Annotated in this window: 20 protein-coding genes; 16 read left to right on the top strand and 4 right to left on the bottom strand. The window is 66.0% G+C overall.

Annotated features, from left to right (window positions below):
• Positions 1-4 precede the first annotated feature (4 nt).
• On the top strand, positions 5-892 hold the full coding sequence (locus tag ACZK4H_RS09005; protein ID WP_099551211.1) for an MBL fold metallo-hydrolase: 888 nt from the start codon (positions 5-7) through the stop codon (positions 890-892).
• 85 nt (positions 893-977) lie between these two features.
• On the opposite strand, the gene ACZK4H_RS09010 is transcribed toward ACZK4H_RS09005, so the two are convergent.
• The gene (locus tag ACZK4H_RS09010; RefSeq protein WP_099551210.1) at positions 978-1,271 is read right to left on the bottom strand and encodes a PsiF family protein; all 294 of its coding nucleotides are present in this window, start codon (positions 1,269-1,271) and stop codon (positions 978-980) included.
• A 57-nt stretch (positions 1,272-1,328) separates the two neighbouring features.
• Here ACZK4H_RS09010 and ACZK4H_RS09015 point away from each other — a divergent pair, with 57 nt between their 5' ends.
• Positions 1,329-1,763 carry an ArsR/SmtB family transcription factor gene (locus ACZK4H_RS09015; RefSeq protein ID WP_239503814.1) on the top strand — a complete coding sequence of 145 codons (435 nt, stop codon included), beginning with the start codon at positions 1,329-1,331 and terminating at the stop codon, positions 1,761-1,763.
• Positions 1,735-2,214, top strand: coding sequence for an SRPBCC family protein (locus tag ACZK4H_RS09020; protein ID WP_099551209.1), 480 nt, complete (start codon positions 1,735-1,737; stop codon positions 2,212-2,214). Before ACZK4H_RS09015 ends, ACZK4H_RS09020 begins: the two co-directional genes overlap by 29 nt.
• 93 nt (positions 2,215-2,307) lie before the next feature.
• Here ACZK4H_RS09020 and upp read toward each other — a convergent pair whose 3' ends face one another.
• The gene (upp, locus tag ACZK4H_RS09025) at positions 2,308-2,940 is read right to left on the bottom strand and encodes a uracil phosphoribosyltransferase (RefSeq protein ID WP_099551208.1); all 633 of its coding nucleotides are present in this window, start codon (positions 2,938-2,940) and stop codon (positions 2,308-2,310) included.
• A 214-nt stretch (positions 2,941-3,154) separates the two neighbouring features.
• Between upp and ACZK4H_RS09030 the strand changes: the two genes are divergently transcribed.
• The 6 genes from ACZK4H_RS09030 to ACZK4H_RS09055 all read left to right on the top strand — a co-directional run bounded on the left by ACZK4H_RS09030 (position 3,155) and on the right by ACZK4H_RS09055 (position 11,112).
• Positions 3,155-5,668 (top strand): TonB-dependent receptor, encoded by a 2,514-nt coding sequence (locus ACZK4H_RS09030; RefSeq protein WP_278252851.1) that lies wholly within the window; start codon positions 3,155-3,157, stop codon positions 5,666-5,668.
• Positions 5,668-6,783, top strand: a complete 1,116-nt coding sequence (locus tag ACZK4H_RS09035; RefSeq protein WP_099551206.1) for an NHL repeat-containing protein — start codon at positions 5,668-5,670, stop codon at positions 6,781-6,783. The genes ACZK4H_RS09030 and ACZK4H_RS09035 overlap by 1 nt, the downstream gene beginning before the upstream one ends.
• A 14-nt stretch (positions 6,784-6,797) precedes the next feature.
• Entirely contained in the window at positions 6,798-8,147 is a 1,350-nt protein-coding gene (locus ACZK4H_RS09040) for a purple acid phosphatase family protein (protein ID WP_239503815.1), read from the top strand.
• 10 nt (positions 8,148-8,157) lie between these two features.
• Positions 8,158-8,772: an inorganic diphosphatase gene (locus ACZK4H_RS09045; protein ID WP_099551204.1), complete on the top strand. Its 615-nt coding sequence runs from the start codon at positions 8,158-8,160 to the stop codon at positions 8,770-8,772.
• Between the two features lie 89 nt (positions 8,773-8,861).
• Positions 8,862-10,277 (top strand): cryptochrome/photolyase family protein, encoded by a 1,416-nt coding sequence (locus ACZK4H_RS09050; protein ID WP_099551203.1) that lies wholly within the window; start codon positions 8,862-8,864, stop codon positions 10,275-10,277.
• 139 nt (positions 10,278-10,416) lie between these two features.
• Positions 10,417-11,112, top strand: a complete 696-nt coding sequence (locus ACZK4H_RS09055; RefSeq protein ID WP_010484399.1) for a YiaD family glycine zipper/OmpA-like lipoprotein — start codon at positions 10,417-10,419, stop codon at positions 11,110-11,112.
• Positions 11,113-11,296: 184 nt separating this feature from the next.
• Here ACZK4H_RS09055 and ACZK4H_RS09060 read toward each other — a convergent pair whose 3' ends face one another.
• Complete coding sequence (locus ACZK4H_RS09060; RefSeq protein ID WP_005409107.1) at positions 11,297-12,328, bottom strand: LysR family transcriptional regulator; 1,032 nt, start codon at positions 12,326-12,328, stop codon at positions 11,297-11,299.
• A gap of 147 nt (positions 12,329-12,475) precedes the next feature.
• On the opposite strand from ACZK4H_RS09060, the gene ACZK4H_RS09065 reads away from it, so the two are divergent.
• From ACZK4H_RS09065 to ACZK4H_RS09090, 6 genes are all read left to right on the top strand, one after another.
• Positions 12,476-12,703: a hypothetical protein gene (locus ACZK4H_RS09065; protein ID WP_012510726.1), complete on the top strand. Its 228-nt coding sequence runs from the start codon at positions 12,476-12,478 to the stop codon at positions 12,701-12,703.
• On the top strand, positions 12,700-13,470 hold the full coding sequence (locus ACZK4H_RS09070; RefSeq protein ID WP_099551202.1) for an SDR family NAD(P)-dependent oxidoreductase: 771 nt from the start codon (positions 12,700-12,702) through the stop codon (positions 13,468-13,470). The genes ACZK4H_RS09065 and ACZK4H_RS09070 overlap by 4 nt, the downstream gene beginning before the upstream one ends.
• Positions 13,471-13,561: 91 nt before the next feature.
• Positions 13,562-14,788 carry an efflux RND transporter periplasmic adaptor subunit gene (locus tag ACZK4H_RS09075; protein WP_099551201.1) on the top strand — a complete coding sequence of 409 codons (1,227 nt, stop codon included), beginning with the start codon at positions 13,562-13,564 and terminating at the stop codon, positions 14,786-14,788.
• 112 nt (positions 14,789-14,900) lie between these two features.
• Positions 14,901-18,071 (top strand): efflux RND transporter permease subunit, encoded by a 3,171-nt coding sequence (locus ACZK4H_RS09080; RefSeq protein ID WP_099551200.1) that lies wholly within the window; start codon positions 14,901-14,903, stop codon positions 18,069-18,071.
• A gap of 64 nt (positions 18,072-18,135) precedes the next feature.
• Complete coding sequence (locus tag ACZK4H_RS09085) at positions 18,136-18,873, top strand: SDR family oxidoreductase (RefSeq protein WP_099551199.1); 738 nt, start codon at positions 18,136-18,138, stop codon at positions 18,871-18,873.
• Positions 18,867-20,288, top strand: a complete 1,422-nt coding sequence (locus ACZK4H_RS09090) for an efflux transporter outer membrane subunit (protein ID WP_099551198.1) — start codon at positions 18,867-18,869, stop codon at positions 20,286-20,288. The genes ACZK4H_RS09085 and ACZK4H_RS09090 overlap by 7 nt, the downstream gene beginning before the upstream one ends.
• Positions 20,289-20,330: 42 nt before the next feature.
• On the opposite strand, the gene ACZK4H_RS09095 is transcribed toward ACZK4H_RS09090, so the two are convergent.
• Entirely contained in the window at positions 20,331-20,708 is a 378-nt protein-coding gene (locus ACZK4H_RS09095; protein WP_099551197.1) for a VOC family protein, read from the bottom strand.
• A 140-nt stretch (positions 20,709-20,848) separates the two neighbouring features.
• On the opposite strand from ACZK4H_RS09095, the gene ACZK4H_RS09100 reads away from it, so the two are divergent.
• Positions 20,849-21,112, top strand: coding sequence for a hypothetical protein (locus ACZK4H_RS09100; RefSeq protein ID WP_099551196.1), 264 nt, complete (start codon positions 20,849-20,851; stop codon positions 21,110-21,112).
• The last annotated feature ends 37 nt before the right edge of the window (positions 21,113-21,149 follow it).

Below are 21,149 nucleotides of genomic sequence, written 5' to 3' on the forward strand. Positions count from 1 at the left end.
GCGCATGAAACTCTGGTCTATTCGTGGAAACTCGCAACGCCTCGATGGCGGCGCGATGTTCGGCAACGCGCCGCGTGCGTTGTGGGAAAAATGGGCGGCACCGGACGAGCTCAATCGCATCGAGCTGGCCTGCCGTGCGCTGCTTGCCAGCCCGCTGGAAGGCAAGACAGTGCTGTTTGAAACCGGTATCGGGGCGTTCTTCGATCCGCGCATGCGCGAGCGTTACGGTGTGCAGGAAAGCCAGCACGTGCTGATCGATTCGCTGCGCGAGGCCGGTTTCGAGCACGAGGATATCGACGTGGTGGTGCTCAGCCACCTGCACTTCGATCACGCCGGAGGCCTGCTGGCTGCGTGGAGCGAAGGGCGTGAGCCGGAACTGCTGTTCCCCAATGCGACCTATGTGGTCGGTGCGCAGCATTGGCTGCGCGCCATGCAGCCGCATCCGCGCGACCGGGCCAGCTTCATTCCAGAGCTGCCTGGCCTGCTGCAGGCCAGCGGCCGCCTGGAAGTGGTGGACGGCGAGTATTCGAAGGTACTGGGTCGCAGCGTTCGCTTCAGCTACAGCGACGGCCATACGCCGGGGTTGATGCTGGCTGAGATCGTCGGCCATGCGCACGCCGGCGAGGATGCACACGGTGGGGTGGTGTTCTGTGCCGACCTGATTCCCGGCCGCTCATGGGTGCATGTACCGATCACCATGGGCTACGACCGCAACGCCGAACTGCTGATCGACGAGAAGCGGCAGTTCCTTGAGGACAAGCTGGCGCGCAACGTGCATCTGTTTTTCACCCACGACCCGCAGGTGGCGTTGGCGCAGCTGGGCAGGGATGACAAGGGTCGTTTCGTGACCCTGCACGAACAGGGCGAGCTGAAGGCACGCGCCCTGGGGTAATGAAAAGGCCGGGCAATGCCCGGCCTTTCACAGACGGCGGTAGATCCACGCCATGCGTGGATGGCGTTTTGTCCGGACACGACGATTACGACGCCTTCAGGCAGCTGCTCATGAAGGTCTTGCGCGCATCACCGGCCAGCTTCTTCGTACCGGCATCGGCGTTGCATTTGCGCATGCGTTCCTGCGGAGTTGTCGCGGCCTTGGTCTCGGCGGCATGGCCGCTGAGGCAGGAGCTCTGTGCAGTCTTGTAGGCATCACCCTTCAAGCCCTTGTTCTTGGCCGAGCAGTCGGCCATGCGCTGCTGCTGCGGAGTGGTGGCATTGGCAGCCAGGGGCAGGCCGACCAGCAGGACGGCGGCCAGCAGGAAAGAGGCTTTCATCGGGAGCTCCAAGGGTGGCGGGTGCGCGGAGCATTCGCTTCCAGCCTGCAAGGCCACGTGAAGAATCACGCCACTGTCGCGCCTGCTTGCGGCAACGTTCAGATCGGCGTATTACTTAGCCATATGGGTAAGTATGATCCAGCCATTCAAGAGGTCTTCCAGGCGCTGGCCGATCCGACCCGGTGCGCGATCGTGTCCGCGTTGGGGCAGGGGCCGCGCACGGTATCGATGCTGGCCGAGCCCTTCGAAATGGCCTTGCCCTCGCTGATGAAACATCTGGCCGTACTGGAGCGCAGTGGCGTGGTGCGCAGCCGCAAGCAGGGGCGTGTACGCACCTGCGAACTGGTGCCGGAACGGTTGGGCCAGGCCGAGCAATGGCTGGCCGCGCAGCGCGCCGTCTGGGAAGCGCGCGCCGACCGCATGGTCGAGTTTGTCGAAACCCTTCACCGACAGGAGCAGGCCCATGGCCGTAGACGCAGGCAACAACCCTGACACCGATCTGGTCATCAGCCGCGTGCTGAACGCACCGCGTGCCGCCTTGTGGCGGGCGTGGACCCATCCGGAACTGCTGCGCCAGTGGTGGTGCCCGACGCCGTGGACCACCGAAGTGCGTGCCTTCGACCTGCGCCCCGGCGGGGCCTTCCACACCTTCATGCAGGGCCCCGACGGCGGCAGCAGTGACAACCCGGGCAGCTTCCTGGAGATCGTGCCGGAGCAGCGCCTGGTGTTCACCTCGATGCTCGGCCCGGGCTGGCGGCCGCAGTCACCGTGGCTGGGCTTCACCGCCATCATCACGATGGAGGACGAAGGGCAGGGCTGCCGTTATACCGCGCGGGTGATGCACCCGGACAAGGCCCTGCGTGACCAGCATGAACAGATGGGTTTTTTCGATGGCTGGAACATGGCCATCGACCAGCTGCAGGCGCTGGCGACCGGTCTGTGAATATTTGGGGTCAGAGCTCTTTCTGCGAAAGGGATCCGACCCCGGGGTCAGATCCCTTTGCGCAGGCAAAGGGCTCTGACCCCTTCAACCAGATCACACCACGCGGGTGCCGAAGATGCGATCACCGGCATCGCCCAGGCCCGGCAGGATGTAGCCCTTGTCGTTGAGCTGGGCATCGATGGCCGCGGTGTAGATTTCCACGTCCGGGTGCACGGCCTTGACCGCGTCGATGCCTTCCGGCGCGGCCACTAGGAAGATGCCCTTGATGCGGCGGGCACCGGCACGCTTGAGCATGTCGATGGTGGCGATCAGGGTGCCGCCGGTGGCCAGCATCGGGTCCAGGATCAGCGCGTCGCGCTCTTCCAGGCGGCCGGTCAGGCGCTCGAAGTAGGGCACCGGCTGCAGGGTTTCCTCATCGCGCTGCAGGCCGACCACGCTGACGCGCGCGGCCGGGATCAGCGACAGTACGCCGCTGAGCATGCCCAGGCCGGCACGCAGGATCGGCACCACGGTGATCTTGGCGCCGGCGATGCGCTGCACGGTGACCGGGCCGGCCCAGCCGGGCAGGGTGTGCGGTTCGGTGTCCAGGTCGGCGGTGGCCTCGTAGGCCAGCAGCGTGCCCAGTTCATTGGCCAGCTCGCGGAAATCCTTGGTGCTGAGCGCGGCATTGCGCATCAGGCCGATCTTGTGCTGCACCAGCGGGTGGCGCACTTCGACGATCTTCATGGTCGGGAAGGGGAAAAGGAGAGAGGACGCCATTTTGCCGGATTGGACGCCCAACCCCAAACCGGGCCGGAGACGGCCTGCATGAAATGTGCAGATCCATGTCACGGCCATGCAACCTTGCGGACATACCGTGCAGACCCATTCTTAACAGGAATGGGGATTCCCAGTGCATATCAAGACTCCGTTGGCCGTTGCCATCACCCTGACCCTGGCGATGGGGGTTGCCGCACCACTGCAGGCCGCCGGGCAGCAGGCGGTCGCCGCCACCGGCGCCGTGGCTGCCGATGCGGTCGACCTGGACCGCATCGAAGTGCGCGCCCAGCTTGAATCGCAGATCCGCGCGGTCGACCTCAAGCGCAGCAGCGACGCGATCGAAGACGCGGTGTCCTCCGATGCGCTGGGACAGTACCCGGACAAGAACGTGGCCGAGTCGCTGCAGCGGCTGCCGGGCATCAGCGTGACCCGCGACCAGGGCGAGGGCCGCTTCGTGGTGATCCGTGGCCTGGATGCCAATCTCAACAGCGTCAGCGTGGATGGCATCGCCGTGGGCACGCCGGAAGATTCCAGTCGCGCCGCGCCGCTGGATGTGATCCCGTCCGATTCCACCGAGCGCCTGCGCGTGGTGAAGTCGCCTACCCCGGACATGCCTGGCGACGCCATCGGTGGCGCGGTGCTGGTGGAATCGGCCTCGGCCTTCGACCGTGACGGCCGCAGCCTGCGTGGCAAGATCGAAGGCAGCCACCAGCAGCTGTCCGGTGAAACCAGCCCGAAGGCGGCCTTCAACTACAGCGAAGTGTTCAACGACACCTTCGGCGTGGCACTGGGCGTGAACTACCAGAAGCGCACGTTCGAGTCGGACAACACCGAAGTGGAGTACGACGGCGAGGATGACGCCGCACCTGGCGACGTCACCGCGATCAACCTGCAGCACCGCAAGTACGAGATCGAGCGCAAGCGCATCGGTGCCAACCTCAACCTCGACTGGCGCCCGAATGAAGACAGCAAGTACTACCTGCGCACGCTGTACAGCCAGTTCGACGATGCCGAAACCCGCCAGCGTGTGATCTTCAACTTCGACGACGCCAGGATGGTCAAGACCGGTACCGACCAGTACCGCCTGGACGGCATGCCGAAGGATTCCATCGACAAGCGCATGCGCTATCGCACCAAGAAGGAAAACACCTTCGCGGCCAGCCTCGGCGGCGAGAACAAGCTGACCAATGCCGTGGTCGACTACAAGGTTGGCTACACCCGTACCGAAGAGCGGGTGAATGACGAGATGGAAGCGCGCTTCAAGCTCAACGGCAAGGCCTTCAATGGCACGCTTGACCAGAGTAGTCGCCTGCCCAGCTACAGCTTCGACAATCCGCAGTGGCTGGACAACAGCAACTACGCCTTCGACCGCTTCGTGCTCTCGCCCAAGCAGGTCAATGACAAGGAGCACAGCGCGCAGGTCAACGTGCGTTTCGACGGCGACAGCGGCAGCATCAAGATCGGCCTGCTGGGCCGCTGGCGCGACCGCGACGTCAATGTCGACGAGAACGAACTGCGGGTCGGCCCGAAGGTCGCGCTGTCGAGCTGGAGCACCTCCTCGCCCGAACACCGCCACGGAAACCTCGGTGACGGCATGGACTCAGCTGCGATGCGCGCGTTCTGGGCGGCCAATGGCAGCCAGTACAGCGCCCGCCCGCAGGACATTGGCGGCAACGCGATGACCTCGCTGGAAGAAGACTACGTGGCCAGCGAGGATATCTTCGCCAGCTACGCGATGGGCACCTGGGATATCGGTGCACTGCGCATCATCGGCGGCGTGCGCGTGGAGAACACCCAGTTCAAGGCAACCGGCAACCAGGTGGACGTGGCGGCCAACGGCCGCAGTTTCACCGTCACCCCGCGCGTGGCCAACAGCAGCTATACCAATGTGTTGCCGGGCCTGCACCTGCGCTACGACGCCGCAGACGACTGGGTGCTGCGTGCCTCGGCCAACAAGACCGTATCGCGCCCCTCGTTCGGTGACATTTCACCGCGCGTGGGCTACAGCCGTGGTGACGAGGAAGTACGACTGGGCAATCCGGAACTGGACCCGTACGAATCGAAGAACATCGACCTGTCGGTGGAGAAGTACATCGGCAGCAGCGGCATCGTCTCGCTGGGCCTGTTCCACAAGTCGATCGACGGCTACATCGTGGAAACCGTGCGCACCAACGATCCGGCCTACGGCGGTTTCGACGTGACCCAGCCGATCAACGGCCGCAAGGCCACCGTGCGTGGTGCCGAGTTCAACTGGCAGCAGCAGCTGGCCTTCCTGCCTTCCGGCCTGGATGGCCTGCTGGTCGGTGCCAGTGGCACCTGGCTGGACACCACGTTCGACGCCGGCATCAAGGACCGTGCGGGCGAGGACTTCACCCTGCCGCGCGCCTCCAAGCACGTCTACAGCGCTCACATCGGCTATGAGAAGTACGGTCTGAGTACGCGGCTGGCGGCGGTGTACCGCAGCGAGTACCTGGACAGCATCGGCAAGGGCCGTGCCTTCGATATCTACGTTGCGCCGAACACCCAGCTCGACTTCTCGCTGGACTACAAGTTCACACCGCGCGTGAGCATGTACCTCGAAGCGCAGAACCTGCTGGACAAGCCGCTTGAGCTGTACCAGGGCACGCGCTCGCGCACGCTGCAGATGGAAGAGTATGGCCGTACCTACGCGCTGGGCCTGAAGGTGGCCCTGTGATGGGGCGTCGCATCACCGTCATGGCCGCGGCGCTGGCGGCTACCCTGCTGGCTGGCTGCACGGCGGCCACCGGCAACGATCCGTCCGTGGCCAAGCCCGAGGTGAAGGCCACGGCCGAACGTGCGGTGACCACCATCGCCGAGGCATTCCTTTCGCCGATGACGCCGGCCGACAACATCGATTCGCCAGCCGCCTGGCGTGCACCTGACGGAAAGCTGTGGCTGATCGCCACTGCCAAGGCCACCGACAAGCTGGTGGTCTATGACGGCAGCAGCGGCCAGCACCTGCGCGACGTAGGCAGCAGCGGCACCGCGCCAGGGCAGTTCGACCGCCCAAACGGCATCGCGGTGACCGACGATCTGCTGTGGATCGTGGAGCGCGACAATCACCGCGTACAGGTGCTGAGCCTGCCGGACTTCACCCCGCTGGCGACCTTCGCTGCGGACGACCTGCGCAAGCCGTACGGGCTGTGGGTCGACCGCCGTGCCGATGGCTACAGCGTCTACGTCACCGACTCCTGGGACAACGGCGAGGATGCACAGGGCCGTGACATCCTGCCGCCGCTGGCCGAGCTGGACAAGCGCGTACGCCAGTACCAGGTGACCCGCGACGGTGCGAAGGTCGAAGCGAAGCTTGTGGCCAGCATTGGTGACACCACTGAGGCGGGTGCCCTGCGCGTGGTCGAATCGATCTGGGGCGACCCCGAGAACGATCGCCTGCTGATCGCCGAAGAGGACGAGAGCTACGCCAGCGAGTTCAAGGTCTACACGCTGGCCGGGCGTTTCACCGGCACCACCTTCGGTCGCGATGTGTTCAAGGCGCAGGCCGAAGGCGTGACCCTGCGCACCTGCGGCAAGGACGGCTGGTGGATCACCACCGAACAGGGCAAGCAGCGCAGCGTGTTCCACCTGTTCGACCGGCACACGCTGAAGCCGGTTGGTGCGTTCCAGGGCAATACCGTGGCCAACACCGACGGCATCTGGATGATGCAGCAACCCAGCGCGCGCTTCCCACACGGTGCGCTGTATGCAGTGCATGACGACCAGGGCGTGGTGGCGTTCGACTGGGAGAGCATCGCCAAGCAGTTGGCGCTGCCGCTGGAGTGTGGCGCATGAGCCGTCGCTGCCTGATGCGCATGCTGGCGCTGGGCCTGCTGCTGGCGTTGCCGTCGCTGTCGTTCGCAGCGGCCGAACCGAATACCCAGGTGCCGGCGGGCAGCCGCCACTACGCAGCGACGACGGTCCCGGACCGCATCGTCGCCTCGCCGGCGGTCGATTCCAGCCATGGGTTCGCCGTGGCCTGGCGTACCGACGGCAGCGTACAGGCACCGCTGCTGGAGATTGCCCCCGCCGGGGATTCGCCGGCCATCGAGGGCATCCGCCAGGTGCGCGCAACGACACGCGCGCTGCAGACCGAGAACGGGCTGTCGCACCACCACCGCGCCGAAATCAGCGGTCTGCAGCCCGATACCCTGTACGTCTACCGCGTGCAGGGCAATGGCAGCTGGAGCGCCTGGAACCAGTTGCGCACGCTGGCCGCGGCCGACCAGCCGCTGACCCTGCTGTACTTCGGTGATACCCAGAACAAGAACGTCAGCCATGTCAGCCGCGTGGTGCGTGCCGCGCAGAAGGCCGCACCGCAGGCACGCATGAGCCTGTTTGCCGGCGACCTGGTCAGCGGCGGCGACAACATGGATGACAGCGAGTGGGGCGAGTGGTTTGCTGCGACCAGCTGGCTCGCGCAGGAAACCCTGGTGGCCCCGGCGATCGGCAACCACGAGTATTTCGAGGAATTCGAGGACACCCCGCAGGAACGCCGCGTGCTGGGCAGGCATTGGCCGGTGACGTTTGCGCTGCCGGGCAATGGTGCTGCCGCCGCGCAGCAGACCAGCTACTGGTTCGATGCGCAGGGCGTGCGCGTGGCCGTGGTCGATGGCACTTCGGCACTCGACCTCGGCACCGCCAAGGCACAGGCACAGTGGCTGGACAAGGTGCTGACCGGCAATCCGCAGCCGTGGACCATCGTGCTGCTGCACCAACCGTTCTACTCGCCGCGTGAAGGCCGCGAGAACGCCGCACTGCGTGACGTGCTGTTGCCGGTGGTACGCCACCACAACGTCGATCTGGTGCTGCAGGGCCACGATCACACCTATGGCCGCCGTGGCGAAGGGCAGGCCGCGACGCCACAGTACGTGGTGACCGTGGCGGGGCCGAAGCAGTATCGCCTTTCCGACGAAGCGCGCAGGACGATGGACCCGGTGGCCGAGGACACCCAGCTGTTCCAGGTGTTGCACATCGACCCGCAGCACCTGCGCTATGAAGCACGCACCGTGACCGGCCGGCTCTACGATGCCTTCGAGCTGCGCCGCGACGCCAAGGGTGGCAAGCAGCGCACGGAGCTGGCCGAAGGCCGCATCACGCCACGCGACTGCCCGCGCGCGCAGACCGCCAAGGGTCGTGCCGACCGCTGCTGGGAATGAGGACGCACCGATGACCACGCCCCGTCGTATCGTTCCTCTCGCTGCCATCGGTGCCGCCCTGCTGTTGCTGACCAGTGCGGTGACCGCTGCCGATGCCGTGCTGCATCCGTTCCTGGTGGCGCAGCCGAAGCAGGCGCCGCAGGAGGTGAATCTGGCCGTGGAGATTCCGGCCGGCAGCTTCACCAAGTACGAGATCAAGGAAGACGGCCTGGTCCATGTGGACCGCTTCCAGTCGATGCCGGTCGCCTATCCGGCGAACTATGGTTCGATGCCGCGCACCCTGGCCGGTGACAACGATCCGCTGGATGCGCTGGTGCTGACCCGCGAACCGCTGCATCCGGGCGTGATCGTGCGCTTCCGGCCGATCGGCTACCTGAAGATGATCGATGGCGGCGAGCACGACGAGAAGATCATCGGCGTGCCGACCGACAAGGTCGACCCGACCTACGCCAATATTCGCGATCTGAAGGATCTGCCTGAGATCGAACGGCAGCGCATCGAGGCGTTCTTCCGGGTCTACAAGGACCTGCCGGCCGGCCGTAATCCGGTGCAGCTCAATGGCTGGGGCAATGCCGCCGAAGCCCGCGCGCTGATCAGTGAAGCGATGGAGCGGTTCAAGCGGTAGATCCACGCCATGCGTGGATGGCCGGGCGCGCGCATCTCCTTCACCGCGGCTGGCTATCATGTCCGCCTTTCACAACGAAGGCGGTGTCTGTGTCGGTAGCGTTGGTATGGTTCCGCCGTGATCTGCGCCTGCAGGACAATCCGGCCCTGCAGGCCGCGCTGGATGCCGGTCACGACATGGTGCCGGTCTATATCCATGCGTCGCACGAAGAAGGTGAGTGGGCGCCGGGTGCCGCCTCCGATGCGTGGCGCCACCGGTCACTGGATGCACTGGATGCCGATCTGCGCGTGCGCGGTTCGTCGCTGGTGCTGCGCAGCGGTGACAGCCTGCCGACCCTACAGCTGCTGATCGAGCAGACCGGCGCCGAGGCCGTTTACTGGAACCGCAAGTACGAGCCGGCCACGCAGCCACGCGATGCCACCATCAAGCGCATGCTGCGTGAGCAGGGCATCGACGCGCAGAGCTGCAATGGCAGCCTGCTGTTCGAGCCCTGGGATATCGCCACCCAGCAGGGGCAGCCGTACAAGGTGTTCACCCCGTACTGGCGCAACGTGCTCAGCCACTGGCGCCTGCCGGCGCTGCAGGCCGCACCGAAGGCGCTGGCGGCGCACGCGGTCGACAGCCTCGCACTGGATGATCTCCAGCTGGCACCGACGCTGGACTGGGACAGCGGCTTCTGGGAGCACTGGCAGCCTGGCGAGGCCGGCGCGCTGGAGGCGTTGTCCGTGTTTGAGGACGGTGCGTTGCGCGGGTACCGCGAGCAACGCGACCTGCCGGACCGGGTCGGCACCTCGCGACTGTCGCCGCACCTGCATTTCGGCGAAATCGCACCCTGGCGCATCGCCCATGCGCTGGAAGGCCTGCGCAGTGCCGGCACCGATGCCGATATCGACGGCTACCTGCGCCAGCTCGGCTGGCGCGATTTCGCCTATCACCTGCTGCACCACTTCCCGAAGACGCCGACCGACAATCTCAACCCGCGCTTTGACCGTTTCCCGTGGGCCACACCGAGTGCGGCGCAGCTGCATGACTGGCAGCGCGGCAACACCGGCGTGCCAATCGTCGATGCCGGCCTGCGCGAGCTGTGGCACACCGGCTACATGCACAACCGGGTGCGGATGATCGTGGCCAGCTATCTGTGCAAGCACCTGCGCGCGCACTGGCTGCATGGCGCACGCTGGTTCTGGGACACCCTGGTCGATGCCGACCTGGCCAACAACACGATGGGCTGGCAATGGGTGGCCGGGACCGGTGCCGATGCCGCGCCGTACTTCCGCGTGTTCAACCCGGTCACCCAGGCCGAGAAATTCGATCCGCAGGCCCGCTACATCAGTCGCTGGGTGCCCGAACTGGCCGCGCTGCCGGTGAAGGCACGATTCGCGCCCTGGCAGCATCCGTTGCTGCTGGCGGCGCACGCACCGGACTATCCACGCACGCCGCTGGTGGATCTGGCCTCAGGTCGCGATGCCGCGTTGGCGGCTTACCGCCAGTCGGGGGCGGGGTAAAGGGCGACCTGAGCGATCCGGTCAGTTAGCTGAACGCGGCCCTGTCGACGTGCCCGATCATCATTCCGGCATCGCATCGGGCTGTTTATTCTCTTTGCGCCCGCAGGCCGCCGGCCGACCGGAAACCAAGGAGAACCTCATGATCCGCAACACCACCCGCAACGTCGCACTGGCCCTGATGAGTGCGGCCGTCCTGTCGGCCTGCGCCACCGGCGGCTCCTACGTACAGAGTGACCAGTACGGCAACCCGACCGAGCAGCAGAACCGCACCGGCCGCAACGCGCTGATCGGTACCGCCATCGGCGTGGCAGCCGGCCTGCTGACCGGCGACAGCGCCACCGAGCGTCGTCAGCATGCCCTGATCGGTGCCGGTATCGGCGCGCTCAGCGGCGCCGCCGTCGGCCAGTACCAGGATCGCCAGGAACGCGCGCTGCGCGAGCGCACTGCCAACACCGGCATTGATGTGCAGCGCCAGGGCGACAACATCATGCTGAACCTGCCGGACGGCATCACCTTCGACTTCGGCAAGTCGACCCTGAAGCCGCAGTTCTACGGTTCGCTCAACGGCGTGGCGGGCACCCTGCGTGATTACAACCAGACCATGATCGAAGTGGTCGGCCATACCGACAGCATCGGCAGCGATGCGGTCAACAATCGCCTGTCGAAGGAACGTGCCGACTCGGTCGCGCAGTACCTGATCGGGCAGGGCGTGCAGAGCGTGCGTATCGAAACGCTGGGCGCCGGCAAGTCGTACCCGATTGCCGACAACAGCACCGACGCCGGCCGCGCCAAGAACCGTCGCGTCGAGATTCGGGTGATTCCGCTCAAGCAATAACGCGTAGCGTTACTGCTTGAGCCGGTCCGGCCATCGGCCGGAGCGAAAATGCCGCCCTTGCAGGCGGCATTTTTGTGGGTGCCGAGCGTTGCTCGGCACGCCGATAGCGCCTGTAGAGCCGAGCCACGCTGGAAAGCGGCATCGCGCGCCCGGGTAGATCCACGCCATGCGTGGATACCCTCGGTCATGCCGCCGAAGCGGCCACCTTCTCCAGGATGCGCTTGCCGCTGCTTTCCAGTGCCGCGTCTTCCTTTTCCTTCTGCTGCTGCGCCAGCTTCGCACCCGGGCATTGCGCCAGCATGTAGTTGGCGTCGAAGTTGAGCTTCTCGACCAGGAAGTCGACGAACGCCCGCACCTTCGGCGAAACCAGACGGCCGCCGGCGAACACAGCGTTGAAGTCCACTTCCGGGCCGGTCCAGCCGGCCAGCACGCGGCGCACCATGCCCGATTCAACGAACGGCTTGGCCATCACGTCGCCGGTCAGCAGCAGGCCTTCACCACACACCAATGCCCCATTCAACGCAGACATGTCGTTGGCGGTCATCAGCGGGGTGACCGGGAAGTCGCGCAGTTCACCGCCGTTCTCGCCCAGCTGCCAGGTGAAGCGCGGGGAATTGCCCGTGTGGTACGGCTTGCGCATCGCCAGGATGCGATGGAACTGCAGTTCTTCCGGGTGCAGCGGCTCACCATAACGTTCGATGTAGGCCGGGCTGGCGAACACCTGGGTGCGCAGGCTGCCGAGCTTGCGCGCGACCAGATTGGAATCGGGCAGGGCACCCACGCGCAGCGCCAGATCAGCTTCGCCGGCGATCAGGTCCAGCTTCTCGTTGCCCATATGCATGTCCAGGCGGATCTCTGGATACTGCGCATGGAACTGGCCCAGCAGCGGCGCAATCCAGGTGATGCCGATCGAATAAGGCACAGTGAAGCGCAGCCAGCCACGCGGGCCGGACTGCAGCTGGCTCACCGCGCTCTCGGCTTCTTCCAGTTCGCGCGCGATGCGCTGGCAATGCTCGTGGTAGATCGAACCGGCTTCGGTCAGGCCGAGGCGGCGCGTGGTCCGGTGCAGCAGGCGCGCGCCCAGGCGCGTTTCCAGCTCCTGCACTTTGCGGCTGACCGTGGTCTTGGGCAGGCCGAGCGATTTGGCAGCGGCAATGAAGCTGCCTTGCTCGACCACTTTGACGAAGATCAGCGTCTCGTTGAGATCGTGGGACATGGTCTGGGATCCTGGACGTCGGGGATGGGACAATCGTGACAGAACGATTGGACCGGGAGCGGGATGATTATTCCCCTTAATCAGGACTAATCAAGTAAAGGTTTGAGGTCTATCGTGGCGCCATTCGTTATTTGGAGCCCGTCCGCCATGAGCCTGCGCAACATTCTTGCCCGTCTCCGGAACGCCGGCCAGAGCACCCTGGACCTGGCAATGACCGTTGAAGTCCGCCCGAGTTCCTTGGTACACAAGGACTTCCGTGAGTTTACCGCGCCCATGCGTCAGCAGCGTGGCGGTGCCATCCGCCTGGTCCCGCACAAGGGTGACCGCCTGCGTCGAATCGGGACTATCCCGGATTTGGGAGGAAATGTCCCGTGAATGGGATGCTGACGCCCGAAGTCCTGGTTCTCGGCGGCACCGGTGCCGTCGGCCAGGGCGTGGTCGGCGCATTGCTGGAAGCCGGCAGCCCGGTGCTGGTGGTCGGTCGCGATCCGGGCCGGCTGGCAGCGCTGCATGAGCAGTTCGCCGACGAGCCGGGCCTGGAGACGCTGCTGGGTTCGCTCAGCGATGGCGGCTCGGCGCGCGCACTGGCCGAACGCATCGCGCATCGCCCGCGTCCGCTGGCCGCGGTGATCGCCGCAATGGGCGGCCCTTACCGTCGCGGTCGGGTGACCGACCGCAACGGCGATGAACTGCTGGGTGCGATGCAGGCCGACCTGATGCCGCACGTGCACGCAGTGCGTCATCTGCTGCCGCTGCTGCAGGACAACGTGCATGCGCGCCGCTACGTGATGATCGGCAGCCCGGCCAACGCCAAGCCATGGGCAGGCTACGGCGAGACCTCGATCACCACCGCCGCGCTGCGCATGTATGCGCAGGTAGTACACCAGGAAGCGCAGGCGCTGGGCGTGCGCGCGCAGATGCTGGAAGTCTGCAGCCCGGTGTGCACCCCGGCCAACGCGGCCAATGCCTGCATCGAGTGGCCCAGCTCGCTGCTGGTCGGCCGCCGCGTGGTCTCCCTGCTGGATGGCTGCCGTGACAACCGCGCCATCGTCCGCTGCGACAGCAGTGATGCCGAGCTGCCGCGCGGCCTGCTGCACCTGGACGTTCCTCCCCTGTGGCGCGATACCGCAGGCGTCGCTTGACCTCGACCATGGTTGAGGTCGCAGGATACGCCGCCTGTTTTTGCAACACGTTCTCATCTAGCTGTACCACCCCTCCGTACGGATGCATGCCATGACTTCCCCCAATTCCACCCCACATCGTTTCGGCCATCGCATTGCGATGGCCGGCGTGTCGATCCTCGCCGCGGCCGTGCTTGCGGCCTGCAGCGGCGGCCATGCCGAAGAAGCCGGTGCACCGCCGCCGCCGCAGGTCAGCGCCGCGCCGGTGCTGGTCAAGCAGGTCAGCCAGTGGGACGAGTTCAGCGGCCGCGTCGAAGCGGTGCAGAGCGTTGAACTGCGCCCGCGCGTGTCCGGCTACATCGACAAGGTCAACTACGTCGAAGGCCAGGAAGTGAAGAAGGGCGAAGTGCTCTTCACCATCGACGCGCGCAGTTACCAGGCCGAGTACGATCGCGCCGCTGCCGAACTGGCCCGCGCCCGCACCCAGGCCACGCTGGCCCGCAGTGAATCCGAGCGTGCCAAGCGCCTGTCCGAGCAGCAGGCCATTTCCACCGAGACCGCCGAGCAGCGTCGCGCTGCGGCTGACCAGTCCGGTGCCGCCGTGCAGGCGGCGCAGGCTGCGCTGGATGCGGCCCGCCTCAACCTGGAGTTCACCAAGGTGCGTGCGCCGATCGACGGCCGTGCCGGCCGCGCGATGGTCACCGCCGGCAACCTGGTCACCGCCGGCGACAGCGCCAGCGTGCTGACCACGCTGGTCTCGCTGGATACCGTCTTCGTCTACTTCGATGCCGACGAAAGCACTTTCCTGCGCTACGCCCAGATGGCACGCAAGGGCGAGCGCCCGAGCGAGCGTGACAGCGAGCTGCCGGTGAAGGTCGGCCTGTCCGGTGAGGAGGGCTATCCGCACTCGGGCAAGGTTGACTTCCTCGACAACCAGGTTGCCCGCAGCACCGGCACCATCCGCGTCCGCGCACTGCTGGACAACGCCGATCGTCAGTTCACCCCGGGCCTGTTCGCCCGCGTGCAGCTGCTCGGCAGCGGCCAGTTCCAGGCCCTGCTGATCGACGACAAGGCCGTACTGACCGACCAGGACCGCAAGTACGTCTACGTGGTCGACAAGGATGGCAAGGCCCAGCGCCGCGACATCCAGCTCGGCCGCACCGCCGACGGCCTGCGTATCGTCGAGCACGGCCTGGCCGCCGGCGACAAGGTGATCATCGACGGCGTGCAGAAGGTCTTCATGCCGGGCATGCCAGTGCAGGCCAAGGCCGTGGCGATGCAGCCGCAGGCTGCGCCGCCGGCACCGGGCCGTGATGCGACTGCCGCACTGAACCACTGATCCGCGTCCCCGCTTAGCTGCCGGCGCCAGCGGCAGCCGTTCCTGCCTTCGTCAACGTGACGAGGGGCAGGGCGGCTGTTGCCCGCCGAACGCCTTTCCCAGGAATTCCTCCATGGACTTTTCCCGCTTCTTCATCGACAGGCCGATCTTCGCGGCGGTGCTGTCGATCGTGATCTTCGCCGCAGGCCTGATCACGATTCCAATCCTGCCGATCAGTGAGTACCCGGAAGTGGTGCCGCCGTCGGTGGTGGTGCGTACCGTGTATCCGGGCGCCAACCCCAAGGTCATTGCCGAGACCGTCGCCACGCCGCTTGAAGAGGCGATCAACGGCGTCGAAGGCATGATGTACCTGAAGTCGGTTGCCGGCTCGGACGGCGTGCTGCAGATGACCGTCACCTTCCGCCCGGGCACCGACCCGGACGCGGCGGCGGTGAAGGTGCAGAACCGCGTGGCGCAGGCGCAGGCGCGCCTGCCCGAGGACGTACGCCGGCAGGGCGTGACCACGCAGAAGCAGTCGCCGACCTTCCTGATGGTGGTGCACCTGACGTCGCCACAAGGCAAGTACGACACCCTGTACCTGCGCAACTACGCCCGCCTGCACGTCAAGGATGCGCTGGCGCGTATTCCTGGCGTGGGTGACGCGCAGATCTTCGGTGGCGGCGACTACGCCATGCGCGCCTGGCTGGACCCGGACAAGGTCGCCTCGCGCGGCCTGACCGCCAGTGACGTGGTGCGCGCCATGCGCGAGCAGAACGTCCAGGTCTCGGCCGGCCAGCTCGGTGCCGAACCGCTGCCGAACAGCCAGTTCCTGACCCTGATCAATGCCCAGGGCCGCCTGAAGACCGAAAAGGAATTCGGCGACATCGTGCTCAAGAGCGGTGTTGATGGCGAGATCGTGCGCCTGGCCGATGTGGCCCGCCTGGAACTGGGCGCCGGTGACTACACCCTGCGCTCGCAGCTGGACGGCAAGAACGCGGTCGGTATCGGTATCTTCCAGTCGCCCGGTGCCAACGCGCTGGAAATCCGTGACCAGGTCATCTCGACGATGGACGAGATGCAGAAGACCATGCCGGCCGACGTGAAGTACGAAGCCGTGTATGACACCACCATCTTCGTGCGTGACTCGATCAAGGCCGTGGTCTCCACGCTGCTGGAAGCCATCGCGCTGGTGGTGCTGGTGGTGATCCTGTTCCTGCAGACCTGGCGTGCCTCGATCATCCCGTTGATCGCGGTGCCGGTGTCGGTGGTCGGTACCTTCGCTGCGCTGTACCTGCTGGGCTTCTCGATCAACACGCTGAGCCTGTTCGGCCTGGTGCTGGCAATCGGCATCGTGGTCGACGACGCGATCGTGGTGGTGGAGAACGTCGAGCGCAACATCGAAGAAGGCCTGTCGCCCACCGCGGCGGCACACCAGGCCATGCGTGAAGTGTCCGGCCCGATCGTGGCGATCGCGCTGGTGCTGTGTGCCGTGTTCGTGCCGATGGCGTTCCTGTCCGGTGTCACCGGCCAGTTCTACAAGCAGTTCGCAGTCACCATCGCCATTTCCACGGTGATCTCGGCGATCAACTCGCTGACCCTGTCGCCGGCCCTGGCCGCACGCCTGTTGAAGGCCCACGGCGCACCGAAGGACGGCCCGAGCCGCCTGATCGACCGCCTGTTCGGCTGGGTGTTCCGTCCGTTCAACCGCTTCTTCAAGTCCAGCTCGGAGAAGTACGAGCGCGGCGTGGCGCGCATTCTCGGCCGTCGCGGCGCGGTGTTCGTGGTCTACGCGATCCTGCTGGTCGGTACCGGCGTGATCTTCAAGCTGGTGCCGCCGGGCTTCATTCCGACCCAGGACAAGCTGTACCTGATTGCCGGCGTGAAGCTGCCGGAAGGCTCGTCGATCGCGCGTACCGATGAAATGTTGCGCAAGGTCGCCAAGATCGCCCAGGAAACCGATGGCGTGGCCCACACCATTTCGTTCCCGGGCCTCAATGCGCTGCAGTTCACCAATACGCCGAACACCGGTGTGGCGTTCATTCCGCTCAAGCCGTTCGCCGAGCGCCATGGCCGCACCGCCGCGCAGATCAACGCCGAGATCAACCAGAAGATCGCCGGCCTGCAGGAGGGCTTCGCGTTCGCGATGATGCCGCCGCCGATCCTCGGCCTGGGCAACGGCAACGGCTACCAGATGTTCATCGAGGACCGTGGCAACCTGGGTTATGGCGCGCTGCAGAATGCCGTGCAGGCGATGCAGGGTACCGTTGCGCAGACGCCGGGCATGGCCTTCCCGATTTCCAGCTACCAGGCCAATGTGCCGCAGCTGGATGCCGAGGTGGACCGCGTCAAGGCCAAGGCACAGGGCGTGCAGCTCACCGAACTGTTCGACACGCTGCAGACGTACCTCGGTTCGGCCTACGTCAACGACTTCAACCAGTTCGGCCGTACCTGGCAGGTGATCGCGCAGGCTGATGGTCCATTCCGCGAGACAGTCGAGGACATCGGCAAGCTGCGCACCCGCAACGATCGTGGCGAGATGGTGCCGATCGGTTCGATGGTTACCATCAAGCAGACCTTCGGCCCGGACCCGGTGCTGCGCTTCAATGGCTACCCGGCAGCAGATCTGGCCGGTGAAGCCGACCCGCGCGTGCTGTCCTCGGCCGAGGCGATGAACAAGCTGACCGAGATCGCCGGCAAGGTGTTGCCGGTGGGCATGACCACCGAATGGACCGACCTGAGCTACCAGCAGGCCACCCAGGGCAAGGCCGCCTTCATCGTGTTCCCGGTGGCGATCATGCTGGCCTTCCTTGTGCTGGCCGCGCTGTACGAGAGCTGGTCGCTGCCGCTGGCGGTGATCCTGATCGTGCCGATGACCCTGCTGTCCGCGTTGTTCGGCGTGTGGTTGACCGGTGGTGACAACAACGTGTTCGTGCAGGTCGGCCTGGTGGTGCTGATGGGCCTGGCGTGCAAGAACGCGATCCTGATCGTCGAATTCGCCAGAGAGCTGGAGATGGGCGGCAAGGGCATTGTTGAAGCTGCGCTGGAAGCCTGCCGCCTGCGTCTGCGCCCGATCGTGATGACCTCCATCGCGTTCATCGCCGGCACCGTACCGCTGGTGCTGTCGCACGGTGCAGGTGCCGAGGTGCGCTCGGTGACCGGTATCACCGTGTTCGCCGGCATGCTGGGCGTGACCCTGTTCGGTCTGTTCCTCACGCCGGTGTTCTACGTGGCCCTGCGCAAGTTCGTCACCCGCAACGGTGGTGGACAGCTGGTGCAGCACGGCGAGCCGACCATCCACCACTGACATGGAACCCCGTCGCCGCCGGTCACTGGCCAGCGGCGGCTTCCCCCTCACAAGGCAAGAATCCATGAACACCCATCAGAACAAGATCGCGCTGGTCACCGGCGCCACCCGTGGCATCGGCGCCGAGACCGTGCGCCAGCTGGCCCAGGCCGGCGTGCACACGCTGCTGGCCGGCCGCAAGCGCGAGACCGCCGTCGAGCAGGCGCTGAAGCTGCAGGCCGAGGGCCTGCCGGTGGAAGCCATCCAGCTGGACGTGACCGACGCGGCCAGCATCGCCGAAGCGGTCGAGCAGGTGCGCCAGCGCCACGGACGACTGGACATCCTGGTCAACAACGCCGGCATCATGATCGAGAACCCGGCGCAGGCGCCGTCGGAACAGTCGCTCGATACCTGGAAGCGCACCTTCGACACCAACGTGTATGCGCTGGTGGCGGTCACCCAGGCCTTCCTGCCGCTGGTCAGGCAGGCCAAGTCCGGCCGCATCGTCAACGTGTCCAGCATGCTCGGTTCGCAGACCCTGCACGCCGACCCGGCGTCGGGCATCTACGATTTCAAGGTGCCGGCCTACAACGCCTCCAAGGCAGCGGTGAACAGCTGGACCCTGAGCCTGGCCTACGAACTGCGCAACACCCCGATCAAGGTCAACACCGTGCATCCGGGTTACGTGAAGACCGACATGAACGGCGGCAACGGCGAAATCGAAATCAGCGAAGGCGCACGTTCCAGCGTGGAAATGGCGCTGATCGGTGAATCCGGCGCCAGTGGCAGCTTCACCTACCTGGGCGAGGTGCTGCCATGGTGATCCGCACGTTGGCGATGGCCGTCTCCAGCCTGGTGCTGGCAGGCTGTGTCAGCGTCGGCCCCAACTACAAGGCGCCGGTGCAGGAGCCCGTGGTGCTGCAGGGTGCGCAGCAGCCGGTGTTCAGTAGCACCTCGCCGGTTGCCAGCTGGTGGGCGCAGTTCGACGATCCGGTGCTGGAAGAACTGGTGCACGGTGCACTGTCGGACAACCTCGACCTGCGCGTGGCGGTGGCCCGCGTCAGCCAGGCCCGCGCGGTGTTCGTCGAAAGCCGCTTCGACCAGGCCCCGCACATAACCGCAGGCGGCAGCTACGACCGCCGCAAGCAACCCGATCCGCAGCTGGGTGGGCAGCGGGTGTTCAGTGAAAGCTACCAGCTCGGCTTCGACGCCGGCTGGGAGCTGGATCTGTTCGGCCGCAAGCGCCGTGCTGCAGAAGCCGCGCGCGCCGACCTGGACGCCGAGCAGGCCAACCTGGCCGATGCGCAGGTACTGGTCGCCGCCGAAGTGGCGCGCAACTACTTCGAGCTGCGCGGTACGCAGAAGCGCATCGCGGTGGCCCAGCACACCCTGGTCAACCTGCGTGATACGCAGAAGCTGACCGAGGCGCGCTGGGAGCTGGGCGCTGGCAGCGAGCTGGACGTGCAGAGCAGCCGTGCACGGCTGAAGGCGATCGAGGCCGACATTCCGCTTCTGGAAGTATCCGAGACGCAGTCACGCAACCGGCTGGCGGTGCTGCTGGGCCAGCGCCCGGAAATGCTGACCGCGATGCTGGCACCGCATGAGGTGCCGGCGTTCGCCAAGGCGCTGCCGCTGGGCGATACCCGCGAGCTGCTGCGCCAACGCGCCGACGTGCGCGTGGCCGAGCGTCGCCTGGCCGCTGCCACTGCGCGGGTGGGCGTGGCCACTGCGGATCTGTTCCCGCGGCTGTCGCTGTCCGGTTTCGTCGGCTTCCTCGGCGGCGATGCCAGCGGCCTGGTCAACGGCAACAACAAGGCCTGGTCGCTGACCCCGTCGCTGAGCTGGGCCGCGTTCGATTTCGGCACCGTGCGCGCACGGCTGCGTGCCAGCAAGGCAGAAGCCGAGGGCGTGGCTGCGCAGTATGAACAGGCCGTGCTGTTGGCACTGGAAGACACCGAGAACGCGCTGACCCGCTATTCCAAGCAGCAGGCGCGGCTGGCGATCGTGGTCGAGCAGGCGCAGGCGGCGCGACGTGCCGAATCGCTGGCGCAGATCCGCTATCGCGAGGGCTCGGAGGACTTCCTGACCCTGCTGGATGCGCAGCGCACGCAGCTGGCGGCAGATGATGCATTGGCGGCGGCCGAGGCCGAAGTCAACGTCAGCGTGGTTGGCGTGTACAAGGCGCTGGGCGGTTGGGGGCAATCGCCGCAGCAACCCAGCGTGGCGCAGCTGCAGTAGGCGCAAGGGGACGGAAGCCGCGGCTTCCGTCCCTTTCTGCTTTCAGGGCCAATGATTGGCCGGTATCGCGCGTTCGCGCATGCGCACGATGCAGAAGCGATGGCCGGTCGGCGCTTCCATCACCCACCAGCGTTTGACGAAGCTGATCCGGCGCGCGCCGAGTTTTTCCAGTCGATCTGCCTCGGCATCGATGTCGTCGCTCTCGATGTCCAGGTGCACCCGCGATGGGTGAGCGACCCGCTGCACTTCCACGTTCAGGCCCGCGGGCGCGCCCTGCAGGTCGGCGTACTCGGCGCCGTCTTCGGCATGAGCGGGCTGCGCCTGCAGACCAAGTGCGGCCGCCCAGAAGCGTGCGCCTTCGTCTGCGGGCGTGTCCTGGCAGTCGATGATGAATCCGGCCAGCCGGCTCTGGTGCGCCATGACGCCCTCCGCAGATTGGGAATGGAGGAAGGGTAGCGCGTCGCGTGCTGTGGACGTTGTCACAGTCATGACGTTTCTGACTCTGCCAGAACCGGAGCCCGCGGTGTAACTAGTGGGGGCAGATTCCAGGAGGGCAGGCGATGAGCGATGACAAACGCGATACCCAGCGCATGCTGTTCGGTGATCCGGGACCACCCGGCGCAGGGCTGTCGGTAGCGGTCGTAGTGCTGATGGTACTGGCGACGATGGCGGCTGCGATCGGCTTCGTGCGCCTGCCGGACCAGATGCTGGGGCTGGGCCTGATCGGCATCTCCGTGTTTCTGGCGGTCGGTGCCCGCATCTTCCAGGCACGCAACCAGCATCAGGCGTTGTACCGGCTGATGTCGCGACAGCCACGGCATTGAGATCACGCCGCATTGCGATCCTGAATGGGGCAATAGC

It is taken from the genome of Stenotrophomonas sp. 78350_Sma (genome assembly GCF_056482105.1).